Annotated in this window: 10 protein-coding genes and 4 tRNA genes; 3 read left to right on the top strand and 11 right to left on the bottom strand. The window is 60.5% G+C overall.

The window, feature by feature from the left end; genetic code table 11:
- The first annotated feature begins 32 nt into the window (after positions 1 to 32).
- Complete coding sequence (locus tag PSH84_RS03840; protein WP_305482308.1) at positions 33 to 1820, top strand: bifunctional diguanylate cyclase/phosphodiesterase; 1788 nt, start codon at positions 33 to 35, stop codon at positions 1818 to 1820.
- Between the two features lie 550 nt (positions 1821 to 2370).
- Here PSH84_RS03840 and PSH84_RS03835 read toward each other — a convergent pair.
- The 7 genes from PSH84_RS03835 to bamJ form a co-directional block, all read right to left on the bottom strand.
- A complete protein-coding gene (locus tag PSH84_RS03835; protein WP_305482307.1) occupies positions 2371 to 2793 on the bottom strand; it encodes a hypothetical protein in 423 nt (140 codons plus the stop codon).
- Between the two features lie 11 nt (positions 2794 to 2804).
- Positions 2805 to 7559 (bottom strand): RHS repeat-associated core domain-containing protein, encoded by a 4755-nt coding sequence (locus tag PSH84_RS03830; RefSeq protein WP_305482306.1) that lies wholly within the window; start codon positions 7557 to 7559, stop codon positions 2805 to 2807.
- A 186-nt stretch (positions 7560 to 7745) separates the two neighbouring features.
- Complete coding sequence (locus PSH84_RS03825; protein WP_122569180.1) at positions 7746 to 8147, bottom strand: SEL1-like repeat protein; 402 nt, start codon at positions 8145 to 8147, stop codon at positions 7746 to 7748.
- Positions 8148 to 8519, bottom strand: a complete 372-nt coding sequence (locus PSH84_RS03820; RefSeq protein ID WP_003179080.1) for a hypothetical protein — start codon at positions 8517 to 8519, stop codon at positions 8148 to 8150.
- On the bottom strand, positions 8516 to 8857 hold the full coding sequence (locus tag PSH84_RS03815; RefSeq protein WP_305482305.1) for a helix-turn-helix domain-containing protein: 342 nt from the start codon (positions 8855 to 8857) through the stop codon (positions 8516 to 8518). Before PSH84_RS03815 ends, PSH84_RS03820 begins: the two co-directional genes overlap by 4 nt.
- Before the next feature lie 102 nt (positions 8858 to 8959).
- The gene (locus tag PSH84_RS03810; RefSeq protein ID WP_122569181.1) at positions 8960 to 9415 is read right to left on the bottom strand and encodes a YkvA family protein; all 456 of its coding nucleotides are present in this window, start codon (positions 9413 to 9415) and stop codon (positions 8960 to 8962) included.
- Between the two features lie 293 nt (positions 9416 to 9708).
- Positions 9709 to 10422 carry a BamJ family beta-barrel-assembly machinery protein gene (gene bamJ / locus PSH84_RS03805; protein WP_030142016.1) on the bottom strand — a complete coding sequence of 238 codons (714 nt, stop codon included), beginning with the start codon at positions 10420 to 10422 and terminating at the stop codon, positions 9709 to 9711.
- A 269-nt stretch (positions 10423 to 10691) separates the two neighbouring features.
- Here bamJ and PSH84_RS03800 point away from each other — a divergent pair, with 269 nt between their 5' ends.
- Positions 10692 to 12497, top strand: a complete 1806-nt coding sequence (locus PSH84_RS03800) for a di-heme-cytochrome C peroxidase (RefSeq protein WP_122569182.1) — start codon at positions 10692 to 10694, stop codon at positions 12495 to 12497.
- Between the two features lie 31 nt (positions 12498 to 12528).
- Positions 12529 to 13665, top strand: coding sequence for a catalase family protein (locus PSH84_RS03795; RefSeq protein ID WP_305482304.1), 1137 nt, complete (start codon positions 12529 to 12531; stop codon positions 13663 to 13665).
- A 254-nt stretch (positions 13666 to 13919) separates the two neighbouring features.
- On the opposite strand, the gene PSH84_RS03790 is transcribed toward PSH84_RS03795, so the two are convergent.
- The 4 genes from PSH84_RS03790 to PSH84_RS03775 form a co-directional block, all read right to left on the bottom strand.
- A tRNA-Asp gene (locus PSH84_RS03790) sits at positions 13920 to 13996 on the bottom strand.
- A gap of 17 nt (positions 13997 to 14013) precedes the next feature.
- Positions 14014 to 14089 (bottom strand) — tRNA-Val (locus tag PSH84_RS03785).
- A 174-nt stretch (positions 14090 to 14263) separates the two neighbouring features.
- Positions 14264 to 14340: transfer RNA gene (locus tag PSH84_RS03780), tRNA-Asp, on the bottom strand.
- Between the two features lie 19 nt (positions 14341 to 14359).
- A tRNA-Val gene (locus PSH84_RS03775) sits at positions 14360 to 14435 on the bottom strand.
- Positions 14436 to 14486: the final 51 nt, after the last annotated feature.

The following is a 14486-nucleotide window of genomic DNA, read 5'->3' as shown; positions in this document are numbered from 1 at the left end:
ACCCGGTCCTTTTTTTATCGCCAGAGATTGCCATGACCACGACAGAACAGCTGGGTGCCTTGAGTTCGATCCTGGCTCAAAGCAGTTTGTACAGTCTGTTCCAACCGATCATCTGCCTTTCCGAACGGCGCATCGTGGGCTATGAAGCCCTGACCCGCGGCCCTTCCAACAGCCCGTTGCACTCGCCCATCGCACTGCTCTCCGTAGCGCGCCAGGCCGGACGCCTCAGCGAGCTGGAACTGGCCTGCCGCCGCAGCGCCTGCCAACGCTTCAACGAGCAAAAACTGCCGGGCAAGCTGTTTCTCAACGTCTCGCCCGAGTCCTTGCTGGAGTCCGCGCACCAGACGGGGCGCACGCTGCAACTGCTGCAAGACTTCGGCATCTCACCCAGCCAGGTCGTGATCGAACTGACCGAACAGACCCCCATCGATGACTTCCAGCTCCTGCAAACCGCCCTGCACCACTACCGGGCCATGGGTTTCTCGATTGCCCTGGACGACCTTGGCGCGGGTTATTCGAGCTTGCGGTTGTGGTCCGAATTGCGACCCGACTATGTGAAGATCGACCGACATTTCATCGACGGCATCCATCAGGACGCCCTCAAGCGCGAGTTCGTGGGCTCGATCCTGAAGATCGCCCGGGCCTCCCGTGCCCAGGTGATTGCCGAGGGCATCGAACTGCCGGAAGAACTGGCGGTGCTGATCGAAATGGGCGTCGACCTGGTCCAGGGTTATCTGCTGGCCCGCCCCCAGGAACAACCGTCACGCGATGCCAGGGCGCTGATGCCCAGGCAGGACAGCGGCGTGGCAGCGCTGAATGATGAGGTCAACGACCTCGGTGCGCTGCTCAATGAACAGCCGGCGGTGGCCCACAACACGCCAACCGCCACCGTACTGGAGGCGTTCCGGCGCCAGGCCAACCTCAACTCCCTGGCGGTGCTGGACAATCAGAACCAGCCCTGCGGCATCGTCCATCGCCATTCACTCTCGGACGCCTTGCTCAAGCCCTTCGCCACTGACCTGTTCGCTCGCAAGCCCATCAGTCGGCTGATGAGCGATGACTTCCTGGCGGTGGAGTTGAACCAGTCGCTGCAACAAGTCAGCCGCCTGATCACCAGCCGCGCCCGACAACGTATCGAAGAAGACTTCATCATCACCCTCAACGGCGGCTACCTCGGCCTGGGCCGGGTGATCGACGTACTCAAGCTCATCACCGAGCTGAAAATCCAACAGGCCCGCTACGCCAACCCACTGACCCTGCTGCCGGGCAACGTCCCGATCCAGCAATGCCTCACGCGCTTGCTACAACAACGGCAGGAATCGGTGATCTGCTACGTGGACATCGACAGCTTCAAGCCCTTCAACGACATCTACGGCTACGGCCGCGGCGACGAAGTCCTGCTGTGCCTGGCCCAATGTCTGAACGAACGCATCGACCCCAGCCGCGACTTCGTCGGACACATCGGCGGCGACGACTTCCTGCTGGTCCTCGGCCCGGAAGACTGGCGCAGGCGCCTGGACCAGTTGCTCGGCGACTTCCAGACCCACTGCCGCCGCTTCTACCGCCCTGAGCATTTAGAGGCGGGATGTTTTACGGCATTGAATCGACAGGGCATTCGGCAGGAGTTCGCGTTGTTGTCGCTGTCGATTGGCGTGGTGCACCTGCGCGCCGAGGCCTGTGAAGCACTGGACGCCAGTCAGTTGGCGGAACTGGCCTCGCAGGCCAAGCACCATGCCAAGGAGATTTTGGGGGGGAGTGTGTATCTGGTGGAGGGGTTGGCTGAGCGGGAGGCTGTGGTGGAGTTGGGTATTTCGGTGTAAGTCGGTTCGCGTTAGCGCCTCGCCACGGCCCGAATGCCTGGCGCTAACCCTGTGGCGAGGGAGCTTGCTCCCGCTGGGCTGCGCAGCAGCCCCCTCTTCTGACCAACGCCTCGGTGTGTCTGACTGAACGAGTTAGTTGTTTTTAGGGCTGCTTCGCAGCCCAGCGGGAGCAAGCTCCCTCGCCACGAAAAGCGGTTTGGTGATGTATTGATCAGCCATAGGTCAGCAAAGACTATCAATTCTAGAGCTCAGCCTGCTAGCAATATGCCGTAACCACACCTCGCCGACTTCCCATGTATTCCAATAACTGCAATAGCAACTTGACTCTTTCAATAAATACTCTCTCAACTCCAATTCATTTTTCTTTTTGCCAAGTAGGACACTGAGTTTTTGCTGACCGGTTTTCAATATCTCGACGTCCGACTCTGCTAGAAAGGCTTCAAGGACTTGCTCAGCGGATTACGCAGAGCGTCATAGGATGCATTACCACGCGGAGCGTGGGACGATGAAATTCCGTCTTTTGTAACAAAGCTCCTTTTCGGCAATTCAGCTATACATAATCCCAAGTAGATCTGTCCTCAGATTCAGCCTTGCGGAGATCATCTGCCCACAGCTCACTCGCCAGTCTGTATATATCTTCAAAAAAAATTCTTGGATTATCCATTGCGTCCCACCCGTTGGGTAGCAATGAACATTCCTGACAGTCATGCTCTAGCAAAGCCTGAAAATCATAACCGCTGTCTCGCAGCGCTTCTTCTAAACTTTTATGTAATGCAAATTTTTGCCTGTACGTTATTTTCCATTTTTTAGACAGCGAGTAATTTAAGATTAATGCCTCTCGATCTGCTGGGCTGTTGGGGTCATATTTCTCAAGCTCCTCCCCCAGTGTTTCTTCTCGATCATATATGTCAAAACAACCCAGAAAATACGCAGGTGTGGGTACATACGGCTGACCTGTGCTTGGATCGATCATCTTGTAGCTTCCTATTTTATTGGATACAGTGTAAATGGTACTTCGGTATCCCGATCAAACTTCATTTCTATGCGATTCATGTTGATCAATTTTGGATCGCTTGGATTTCTAGAATTTGGAATATATCCTTTCCCCGCGCCCGGCAAATCTGCCCGTAGATATTTGTTTCCGTTTTTGTCCACCAATAGTTCATGCCCGCTATTCTTCTTCGCAATTGCTAATTCATAGGCCTTTAGCTGTAGCTCCCAACTATTAAACCTTGAACTTGGATTCCCTTTCCTATGCGAGGGGGTTCTACCAGTTAAGGGATCTGTACCGTCAATTGCCCGCCGCTTCCACACCTGATCTGAAACCGCAAGGCTATGTTTACTGACCATATGCATGCCTTGCTCTCGATCTAGACGCCTGACTTCTTTTTCGGCCAACTCAGCGGCGGTCGGCTTGGGCAGCGCAGGCTCATTCTCATCCACCCCAACCTTAACCGCCGGATCCTGCTCCCCAACCGCCGGCCTACACCCGCCCTTCCCCGGACAGTCCACCAACCCCAACGGATCCACCCACCCCGTCGGGTTCAGGGTGTACCGGTACCCATTGAGCCCTCCCGCCAACTTGCTCGGGTCCGGCGTCAAATAGCGACCAGTCTCAGGATTGTAGTAGCGGTGCCGGTTGTAGTGCAGGCCGCTTTCGGGGTCGAAGTACTGGCCCTGGAAGCGCAGCGGTTGTTCCAGTGGCTCACCGTCGCCGTACTGGAGCTCGGTGACTTGGCCGTAGCCGTTGTAGCGCGCCGACCAGACGATCTGGCCGGCGGGGTTGGTCAGTTCCTGGGGCGTGCCCAGGTGGTCGAGGTGGTAGTAGAGCGGGCAGGCGTTGGGGCCTTCGCCCTCAAGTAGGGCCAGTGGACGGAAGGTGCCCGGTTCGTAGACATAACTGCGGTGGTGGTGCGGGCTGTTTTCGGCGACGAGCTGGTCGCCCTGCCAGAAAAATTCCGTGGTCAGGCCGTCCACGGTCTTGCTGATGCGTCGGCCGAAGGCGTCGTAGCGGTAGGACGTTTCGCGGCCATCGGCCGTGGTGACGCCGATCAGGCGGTGTTGGCTGTCGTAGCGGTAGGCGCTGACCAGGGCTTGGCCGCGGCGTTCGCGGATCAGGTTGCCGAAGGCGTCGTAGTCGTAGTGGCGGTCGCCCTCCCTCAGCAGGCGGTTGCCCTTGACGGTGGTCGGCCCGGGACGGTCCTGCATCAGCAGGTTGCCGGCCGGGTCGTGGCTGAAGTGTTCCGGCGGCTCGCTGTGGGAAAAGTCGATGCGGGTCAGGCGATCCAGCGGGTCGTATTGGTAGCTGCGGCGGTTTCGCTTGTCGGAAAGGGTCTGGAGGTTGCCCCGGGGCCTGTAGGCATAGTCGCGCCAGAACAGTTGCTGCTGTGAGCTCTGCCAGACGGTCTGGGCTTTGAGGCGGCCTTGCTCGTCGTACGCATAGTCACTGAGCAACCGGCCCTGCTGGCGTTGCCGTTCGCGGCCGCCGTCGAAGCGGTGTTCGGTCAGGCGCGTGCCGTTGAGGTCGATGGCGGTCAGCGCGCCGCCTGGGCTGTGGTGATAGTCGAGCTGGCTGTCGTCCGGCAGGCGCAGGTGGTTGAGGCGCCCGCAGGCATCGTAGCGATAACGCAAGGTGCCCCAGCCCTGGTGCTCAGCGATCAGACGGTCCTGGGCGTCGTATTCGAAGGCCAGCGGATGGTCGCTGCCGTCGTCGACCTGGACCAGCCGGCCCAGGTCGTCGTAGCGATACTCGATGGCCTGGCCGTCGGGCAAGGTCTTGACCCGCAGGCGCCCGGCCGCGTCACGCTGGTACCGGGTGACCAATTGCAAGCCGTCCTCGCCGTGCTCGGTTTTTTCCAGCAGGTGGCCGTTGAGGTCGTAGGCGTAGGCGGTGCGTTGGCCGTCGAAGCCGATCTGCTGTCGGATCAAGCCGTTGGGCGTGTAGTCCAGCTGATATTTTTCGCCGGATTCGTTTTCAATTTCCGTCAGCAACAGCCGCGCCGAGTCGTAGCGATACTTCACCTCGCTGCCGTCGGGGTTCAGGCGGCGGCTGACCAGGTGCAGGTCGTCGGCGTATTCGTAGCGGGTGGTCCGGCCCTGCTCGTCACGCTCGGCGATGACCTTGCCGTAGGCGTTGTAGCTCCAGGCCCGGGTGGCGCCGGTGGGCAGGGTCACTTGCAGCAGGCGGCCGACGGCGTCCCATTGGTAGTGCGTGAGGGCGCCGTGTTCGTCCCGACGGCTGAGCAAACGTCCCAGGGCGTCGTAGGCAAAACACCGGCGACCGCCGTCGGGCAGGGTCTCTTCGGTCAGTTGGCCCAGGCGACTCCAGGTGAAGCGATGTTCGCCACCGTCCGGGTCGTACCGCGCCAGCAGTTGCCCATGGGCGTCGTAGGCATATTCCGTACGCTGGCCGTGCGGGTCGATGCTGACGATCACATCGCCCCGGGCATTGCGCCGGTAGGTCCACACGGCTTTGCCACGGGAACGGGTATGCAGGAAACCGTTGCGGTATTCGTAGGACGTTGGCGCCTCGTCCGGAGGAATCAGCGCCACTAGCCGTCCGACTTCGTCGTAGCGGTATTCGCTGACCGCCCCCAGCGGGTCCTGTTCGGCGATCAACCGGCCCTGTTCGTCATAGGTCTTGAGGTGCTCGCCGCCGTCGGGCTCGACCTTGCGCACCAGCCGCGCCCCATCGTCGTGGACATACACTTCCTGGCTGCCATCCAGGTGCCGGACCGTGACGCTGCCGTCCTCGCCCCAGGTGTAGCGGCTGTCCATCTGCGCAAACGAGGCCCAATGCCGGACGCAGCGGGACGCCGCCCCGACGCCTTGCCACTCCCAATAAAAACTCGCCCCGCCGGCCAGTTGCCGCTGGAGGATGACGTGCTGGTCGTCGTAGTCGTAGCGTTCGCTTTCACCGGCGGCATTGGTCGCTTCGATCAGTCGGAAACGTCCGTCGTAGCGGTAGGACACCAACGTCTGTTCGGTCCGCCAGGCTTCGTCGAGGGTGATAGCCGGGTGGAAGCTCTGGTAGTCGACGGCGATCAGGTGGCGCTGTTCGTAACGCAGGCGCAGGGAACGCCCGGCGCCGTTGTCCAGGCGGCTGATGTCGCCGTGGATGTTGCGCTGGAGGGTCAGGCGATTGTCGTAGCGGTCGCTGAGGGCGATCAGATGGCCGTCGCGAAAGTGTAGGAAAGGGACGTTTTCGCCGGGCTGGGCGACGATCAGTTCGTCCGCCTCGGTGCCCAGGTAGATTGCCGAGCGGGCCAGGCTGTTGTGGATCGCCGGACGCTGGGTGGTGGGCCGGGGGAAGGTGGTGCGGCGGTTTTCCTGGTCGATCCAGATGACCTCCTCGCCTTCGATCAAAAGGCGATGGGCCAGGGCATGGCTCCAGCCGCGGCCGAGGCCGACGTCCAGGTCGGCGGCGCTGGTGCGGTACAAGCGGGTGAAGACAAACGGCAAGCGGCCATCGAGGGTGCCGTCGTCCAGGGTCAGCAGTTCTTCGCCGGTGACCATCGACACCGGGCAGCCGCTGGTCTGGGTCTGGGCCGCGGTGTCGGCGCTGTCGCCGTTGGGGTTTTTCGATTGGGCGGGGGCGTCGTCGTGGGGTTCGTGTTTTTTCAGCGTGGTGTTGCGCTGTGCATCCCAGCGCAGTTGCATCCGACCTTTTTTTATTCCCGCCGCGATGCCGCGTACCGCCACGGTTTTGTAGCGGTCCACGTAGGTCATGAAGCCGTTGACCACCGCGAAGATCGCCTTGACGAAACGCTGCACGGCGTTCAGCAGGCTAGCGCCGTGCCTGGCCAACCGCATCGATAGATAGGCGATCCCAGCGCCCGCCCCGGCAAAGGTCAAGACCACGCCGATCAGCAAGTCGATCACCAACTGCACCACCACGGTCGAGAGTGCTTCGGCCGTTTCGCCGGCAACCTCACTGGGCGGCAACATGTCCAACCAGAGACTGGCGGTGCGCACCAATAGGCACAACGCCGCTTCATCGCTGGCCAGCAGTTGCAGCCTGGCCATCAGTTGCGGTGCTTTTTCCGCCAGGTCCTCCAGCTGCTTGGCGCTTTCGCCCAACCGCTCTACAAACTGACCGGGATCCTTGAGGATGTCCGACAGCAGGCTGATGCTGTCCCACACCCCCTCGATCGCCGCCCAACTGCCAGCGAGCAACCCGTTCCCCACCGCAGCCGCCGATGTCGCCAAGGACTGCTGGGCCCATCGCGGCTTGAAGCCTTGCCACTCGCCCCGTAGCCAGTCCGTCAGATCGCGGGTCAAGCCATCGTAGGAAGAAAACAGGCTCTCGATGTGCCGGGGAGACACCTCGCCCTGGACATGCACCCGATAGGACTTGCCCGCCTCCCCCTTGAAGGTCCCGAGACCCTGGGCGTCCAAGGTGACCGGCGTCACCTCGCCGCTGTCCACCGCCACCACATCCACCACGATGCCGCCCAGCGGGATGTCGTACACCGACTCGAACTTGCTCTCGATCGTCATCACCCCGCCCAGGGGGCACTGGACGACCGTGGAGAGGAAATCATCGTCACCCGTGCTGACGGCGGTGGTGCTGTCGCCGAAGCGGATCAACCGCTCCATGCCCATCAGCGAGGGCAAGTCGACCGCATGGCTGGCCCGGTCCGCCGCCCGGCTGTACCAGCGTTCGAGTTGCTCGCGGTAGACCGACAGGGTGTCTTTGAAGCTGTCGAGTTCCTGCTCGATACGGCTCACCTGCTCCATCAGGACAGGGCTCGCGCAAGGGCCGGCAGGAAAAAACGGTCGAACATGGGCAGCGTCTCGCAGCACTCAGGGAGCGCGAGACTGTGCCGGGGATGACGGGGGAATTAAGTCAGGGGAACGGGACAAAGGATGTAGGGCGATTCGCTAAATTCGCCCAACTGCACAACGAATAGCCTGTGGATAACGCTAGAGATCGCGCGCTTCGAGGGCCTTGAGCTTGATCTCGGCCAACGGGTGCCCGGCTTTCGCCGCCAAGGTCCACCAGCGTGCCGCCTCGACCGGGTCCGGCGCTTTGCTGGTGGTACCGGCCAGGCTGATCACGCCGATCTGGTAGGCGGCCTTGCCATCACCGGCCAATGCCGCCAATCGCAGCAGGCGCACTCCTTCTTCACGGGCGCCCAGCCCTTGGCCGCGAAACGTGAGGATGTGCCCATAAAAGCTTTGCGCACCGACATCACCCAGGTTCGCCATGCGGGAGAACTGGCCCTCGAGCCAGGCCCAACCACGCGGCTGGCGGACGAACCAGGACCAGTGAAACAACCGACGCGCCAGCCAGTAACCGAGCCGCGCCTTGAGTCGCCAGAGCACTCAGGCCTCCGCCGACTCGGGGTATTCGTATTCAAACACCCGGACCACTTCCGAAGCGTGCCAAGAGGCGGCGGCCACCCCATCGGAAGGCCCGGAAAAACGGCCCAGGCGTTCAACACACTCGAAGAACCCCGTGCGCGGCAACCGGCTCGCACCCTGGCTGATCACCAGGGAACTGCGCAACGGCTGTTCTGCCCGGGCGTCCAGCGCCGCCAGGTGTTCAAGGGCCGCGGTCAAGGTCTGCATGGCCGGGCTGGGCAGCTGCAAGCGCTCCAGCAAGGCGCGGTAAGTCAATAAATGGCGCTGGCGACGCGCCTGGTCCAACTCACCCAACAACCCATCCCAATGCTGCCGACTGATGCGTACGCTCACGATTCTTCCCTCCAACCCGGCACCGTCAACTCCCAGGCCAAACTGCGCCGAATCGCGGCATCGGGCTGTCGCTCGCCGCTCTCGATCAAGGCCAGATAAGACGGGCTGATACCTACCGTGCGGGCCAACGCCTCAATGACGATGCCCTTCCCTTCGCGCAAACTGCGTAATTGATCCAGGCCAGGGAGAACCTGGCCGGGTGCCGCCGCGTGACGGACTGTCGCTTCGCGCGGCGGAGCTTGATCGATGCCTGCTGCTTTCAACAACGCTTGGTACTGATCCCACGGCAAAACCGCGTACTCGGGCTCTCCGTCACGTGTGATGATTTGAATATCCATGTCTACCCCGTAGGACAACAACACTTAGCGAGTCAGCCTTTTTCCTTGGAAGTGTAATCCTAAATGCTGGCTAAGGTCGCGGGGTGATGAATTCTCAGGGGATCAGGGCTTTTTCTGGCCTTGGAGCTGGAGTTGTTCCGGGGTATCGGGAAGCCTTTCGACCTGGGCCAGTTTCTCGGGGGATTGCCGATAACGCCAGGCGCGGAATGCCTCGAGTTCAACGTCGAGGGTTTTCATGACCCACGCCAGCACGGCGATGTCGTCGAACATGCCAAACATCGGCAAAAGGTCGGGAATCGCATCCAGGGGGCTGAGGAAGTACATGAGGCCGGCCACTACCGACAACATCGACTTGGCGCTGACCGCACGGTATTCGCCGCGCCAATAGGCCAGGCACAGGGCCTGCAACAGGCGCAGGTCCTCCTTGAGCTTGCCCAGCCGCCCGCCCTCCCGGGCACCTTTGCTGGCGACGGCGAAGAGCAACGTCGGCAATCGACCGCGGGCCAGCAGGCGGCCTGCCAAGGGCAGAAATCGCGCAAAATTCCACGGGGCCTTCATTTTTTCTCCCACTGAAATGTTATCCACACAAATTGTGGATAACCTTGTGAACAGAGCTGCATTTCACCGCTGAAGCCCCCGTTTCATAAGGGCCCGGCTTAGATCGGGCGTTTTTTACTCACATAAAAAAACCCAATATTTCATTGACTTGACCGGCTGACTGCGTCTAGAGCAGCGCCTGTACTGCCTATGACTGTAGCCTGCCTTATGCGTTCGGTTTTTTTGCCATTTGCCGCCGCCCAGATGCGACAACGCCCCGCATAAGCGAGGCGTTGTCGTTATAGCAGACGCGATTACTTGGCTGCGTCTTCTTTTGCCGGATCCTTGATCGCCAGCAGTTCCAGGTCGAACACCAGAACCGAGTTGGCCGGAATGGCCGGGCTCGGGCTCTGGGCGCCGTAGGCCAGGTCGCTCGGGATGTACAACTTGTACTTCTCGCCGACGTGCATCAGTTGCAGACCTTCGACCCAACCCGGGATCACGCCGCTAACCGGCAGGTCAATCGGGCTGCCACGCTCAACGGAGCTGTCGAACACGGTGCCGTTGGTCAGCTTGCCGGTGTAGTGAACGGTCACTACGTCGGTCGGCTTAGGCTGCGCGCCATCGGCTTTCTTGACCACTTCGTATTGCAGGCCGGAAGCGGTGGTGGTGACACCGGCTTTCTTGCCGTTTTCCTCGAGGAATTTCTTGCCGGCGGCTGCCGACTCTTCGCTCATCTTGGCCATGCGCTCTTCGGCACGCTTTTGCAGCGCGGCAAAGGCTTCGACCAGTTCTTCGTCTTTCAGCTTCTGTTCTTTCTTGCCGACGGCATCTTCGATGCCCTGGGCAACTGCTTTGGAGTCCAGGTCATCCATACCTTCCTGAGCCAGGCTTTTGCCCATGTTCAGGCCGATACCGTAGGAAGCTTTCTGCGCCGGGGTTTTCAGCTCTACGCTGGTCTGCGAGTCGCAACCCGCGAGTACCAGGCCAACCAGGGCCACCGCCGCCGCCAACCGATGCTGTTTCATGCTATTTCCTTGTTCATGCGCCTAAAGGGCAATCGAATAAAGCCGCGAGCTTATCAGGCGGCCACGACCAATGGCTACCGGCATGTGAGCCACAAAGTGATGATAAGTTCAGGTCCGCAAACGCTTTTTAATCCTGGACAAATGAAGCATCTGTCATCTGTTACGTACAGGGATACATTGCCCCTCCCTCACAGGCCAAGGGTAATGGCCACTTGCCCGGCGCGCAGCACTGAGGCATAAGGGCTTATCAAAAAAACAAGGACGTTACCGTGCGCCTTCTCTCTCGCATTCTCTTGCTGCTTCTCACACTGCTGATCGTCGCCGTGGCCGTGGTGCTGTATTACGTCGCCAATCCTCGCTTGCCGTTCTATACGCCCGTCGAACAGGTGCACTACCTGGACCAATGGAGCGCCGCCGAGCGCCAGACGTATTACTTCACGCCCCAGGGCACCCAGGTCAAAGGCCTGCGCTACGACTGGTTCACCGCCCTCGAATTGCCGTTTTCGCAACAACGCTTCGCCTCGCCGGAGTATCTGGCGCGCTTTGGCTTCCTGATCGACCCGGCAAAGAAAGCCTCGCCCGACAATCCCGGCAACTTGCCGGTAGGGTTTGCCCGACACCAGAACCCGGGCAGCACCGACCAATTCCTGGATATCACCTGCGCGGCGTGTCATACCGGAGAATTGCGCTTCAAGGGCCAGGCGATACGGATCGATGGCGGCTCGGCCCAACACGTTCTGCCTTCCAGTGTTCCTACGCTACGCGGTGGCAGTTTCGGACAGGCACTGGTCGCCAGTCTGGCGTCTACCTACTACAACCCTTGGAAATTCGAACGCTTCGCCCGCCAGGTACTGGGCAAGGACTACGACGCCCGCCACGAAGAATTGCGCAAGGCGTTCAAGGTTTCCCTGGACACGTTCCTCAAGGCGGCCTGGAACGACACCCACCGCGGCCTCTACCCCACCGAAGAAGGCCCCGGGCGTACCGACGCCTTCGGCCGCATCGCCAATGCCAGCTTCGGCGACGCCATCTCGGCGGAAAACTACCGGGTCGCCAACGCTCCGGTGGATTACCCGCAGTTGTGGGAAATGTGGACCTTCGACTGGGTGCAGTGGAACGGATCGGCCCAACAACCGATGGCCCGCAACGTTGGTGAAGCGCTGGGGGTCGGCGCGACACTGAATTTCTTCGACGCCCAGGGCAAACCGCTGCAGGGCGACGCGCGATACCCTTCCAGCGTGCGCGTGCGTGACTTGAACAAGATCGAAGAGACCCTGCAACTGCTCAAACCACCCGTGTGGCCGGAAGCGTTGCTGGGAACGATCGATAAACCGCTGGCCGCCAAGGGCCGGGCCCTGTTCGCCGAAAACTGCGCCGGCTGCCATGTGCCCAAAGTGGTCCAGGGGCCTGACAGGCCGATGCAGCAATTGCACATGCTGCCCGTGCAGGTGATCGGCACCGACCCGGGCACCGCCAATAACATCGCCGACCACCGCTTCGACCTGACCAGCCTGCAGTGGGACCCGGCCGAGCTGGCGAAGCTGGACGTGCAACTGCACCCGACCCCGACGGAGCCGCTGGACCTGAGCCGGCTTTCGGTCGCCAAAGGCCTGGCCTACGTCACCGCCTTCGTCGAAAACCGCGCTTACCGCGATGCCGGCGTCACCCCCGCCGAGCGCCCGGCCCTGGACGGCTTCGGCCTGCCCATTGGCGTGCGTGAACTGCGTGCCTACAAGGCCCGGCCGCTGGCGGGTGTCTGGGCCACGCCACCGTTCCTGCACAACGGCTCGGTGCCGACGATCTACCAACTGCTGTCCCCTCAGGCTGAGCGGGCAGCCACGTTCTATAAAGGCAACTTCGAATACGACCCACGCCACCTGGGCTATCGCACCGAAGCCTTCACCAACGGCTTTCTCTTCGACACCCGGATTACCGGCAATCACAACGGCGGCCATGAATTCCGCGCAGGCGAGCGTGGTAACGGCGTCATTGGCCGCTTGCTGCAACCGCAGGAGCGCTGGGCTTTGCTGGAGTATTTGAAAGTGCTGGGCGGGCCATTGGAGTCGCAACTGTAATGATGAACCTCACCGGTAAAAGGATGTTGGCATGTTGATCACCCTCTGGCTGCGCCTCGGCGCCTTTTTAGGCAAGACGCTCCTGTGGCTGCTGGGTATCGGGTTGCTCGGCTGGGCCCTGTCCACGGCCTGGTTTGCCTGGCAGCACAGGGGACCGGTCCCGGACAAGGAACAGGTTGCACCCGGCGAAGCCGCCATGACCCAGGACATCATCCAGACCGCGATCCGCATCGTCGATCAGCACCGCGAAGGCACGCGTTACCTGCGCGACGCCCATGCCAAGGCCCATGGTTGCGTCATGGCCGAAGTCCAGGTGCCGAGCGACCTGCCGGTACCGTTGCGCCAAGGCGTGTTTGCCGAACCGGGCAAGACTTGGCAGGCAACGATCCGCCTGTCAAATGGCAATGCTTATCCGCAATTCGACAGCCTGCGCGATGCACGAGGGATGGCGATCAAGCTGATGAATGTACCCGGCAAGCAATTGCTGGCGGACCGGCAATCATTTGGCGAGCAGGATTTCGTGATGTTCAATCATCCGAACTTCTTTGTCAGTGATGTCGCCGAGTACCGTCAGAATGTGGCCGCTCAGGCTGACGGGAAGAAGGCGATGGCTTTTTTTCCGAGCCTGGACCCGCGCAGTTGGCAGATCCGTCATTTGTTCATCGCTCTGGCGACACTCTCGCCGGCTCCGGCCAGCCCGACCCAGACCACTTATTTCTCGGTATCGCCTTATAAGTTTGGCGAGGCCAACGCCAAGTTTCGCGTCGCGCCGGATCCGAACAGTTGCCCTAGCTACATCCTGCCGCCCCAGAACCAGGACCTGCCGAACTTTTTGCGTAGCGCATTGAATCAGCAGTTATCCACAGACCGGGTGCCGGCGTGTTTTGTCTTGCAGATCCAGCGTCAGGATCCGAGCAAGTACATGCCGATTGAAGACACCAGCATTGAATGGCGGGAAAGTGATGCGCCGTTCGAGACCGTGGCGCGCATTAAGGTGCCGGCTCAGGATTTTGATACGCCCAAGCTGAATCTGGCTTGTGATAATCAGTCGTTCAATCCTTGGTTTGGGATTGAGGCGCATCGGCCTATTGGTGGGATCAATCGGTTGCGTAAAGCGGTGTATGAGGCGGTCAGCGATTATCGTCATCGGCGTAATGCTGAGCAGTAGATGGGGGGCGTATATCCGTTATTTCGGTAACGGCTGCTGACGGTTCCGCTCTTAAAGCGGGTCACTTTTGACTGGGCCGGCTTCCGGGCTCTTCAAAAGTGACCCGCCGTCAGGGCGGAACCCTAAGTGGCCATAACCGCAGCAACGGATATACACACAAAAAAAGAACAAAAAAAAACGACGCTCTTCCCTCGAAAAGGAAAAGCGTCGTTTCTAGTAGCCACCTGGCGTTCAGCATTCCAGATAACCGAATATGGCGCAGCGGACGGGACTCGAACCCGCGACCCCCGGCGTGACAGGCCGGTATTCTAACCGACTGAACTACCGCTGCGCGTAACATTGAAAGTTTGGTGGGTGATGACGGGATCGAACCGCCGACATTCTGCTTGTAAGGCAGACGCTCTCCCAGCTGAGCTAATCACCCTTCACTTTCGATGCGGGGCGCATTCTCTCACAGTTTTTCGTAACGTGCTGATTTAATTAGCAAATTCAGCAAAAAAAGGAGCGACGCACACCACAGGAACCGCAAACAGCAAAAAGCCCGCGTGAGCGGGCTTTCCGTGGTGACCTGGCGTTCAGCGTTCCAGGTAACCGAATATGGCGCAGCGGACGGGACTCGAACCCGCGACCCCCGGCGTGACAGGCCGGTATTCTAACCGACTGAACTACCGCTGCGCGTAACACGTTGAACGAATGGTGGGTGATGACGGGATCGAACCGCCGACATTCTGCTTGTAAGGCAGACGCTCTCCCAGCTGAGCTAATCACCCTTCGCTTTCGGTGTGGCGCGCATTCTACGGAGCACTCTTTAAGCTGGCAAG

The sequence above is a fragment of the Pseudomonas beijingensis genome, from assembly GCF_030687295.1.
Taxonomy (GTDB): domain Bacteria; phylum Pseudomonadota; class Gammaproteobacteria; order Pseudomonadales; family Pseudomonadaceae; genus Aquipseudomonas; species Aquipseudomonas beijingensis.
The sequence above is the reverse complement of the archived record's forward strand: the minus strand, read 5'-3'. Positions and strand labels throughout refer to the sequence as shown.

Excerpts from the sequence above, each read along its gene's own strand:
- PSH84_RS03830 (WP_305482306.1), bottom strand. The coding sequence starts at position 7,559 with ATGGAGCAGGTGAGCCGTATCGAGCAGGAACTCGACAGCTTCAAAGAC.
- PSH84_RS03835 (WP_305482307.1), bottom strand. The coding sequence starts at position 2,793 with ATGATCGATCCAAGCACAGGTCAGCCGTATGTACCCACACCTGCGTAT.
- bamJ (WP_030142016.1), bottom strand. The coding sequence starts at position 10,422 with ATGAAACAGCATCGGTTGGCGGCGGCGGTGGCCCTGGTTGGCCTGGTA.
- PSH84_RS03840 (WP_305482308.1), top strand. The coding sequence starts at position 33 with ATGACCACGACAGAACAGCTGGGTGCCTTGAGTTCGATCCTGGCTCAA.
- PSH84_RS03795 (WP_305482304.1), top strand. The coding sequence starts at position 12,529 with ATGTTGATCACCCTCTGGCTGCGCCTCGGCGCCTTTTTAGGCAAGACG.
- PSH84_RS03815 (WP_305482305.1), bottom strand. The coding sequence starts at position 8,857 with ATGGATATTCAAATCATCACACGTGACGGAGAGCCCGAGTACGCGGTT.
- PSH84_RS03810 (WP_122569181.1), bottom strand. The coding sequence starts at position 9,415 with ATGAAGGCCCCGTGGAATTTTGCGCGATTTCTGCCCTTGGCAGGCCGC.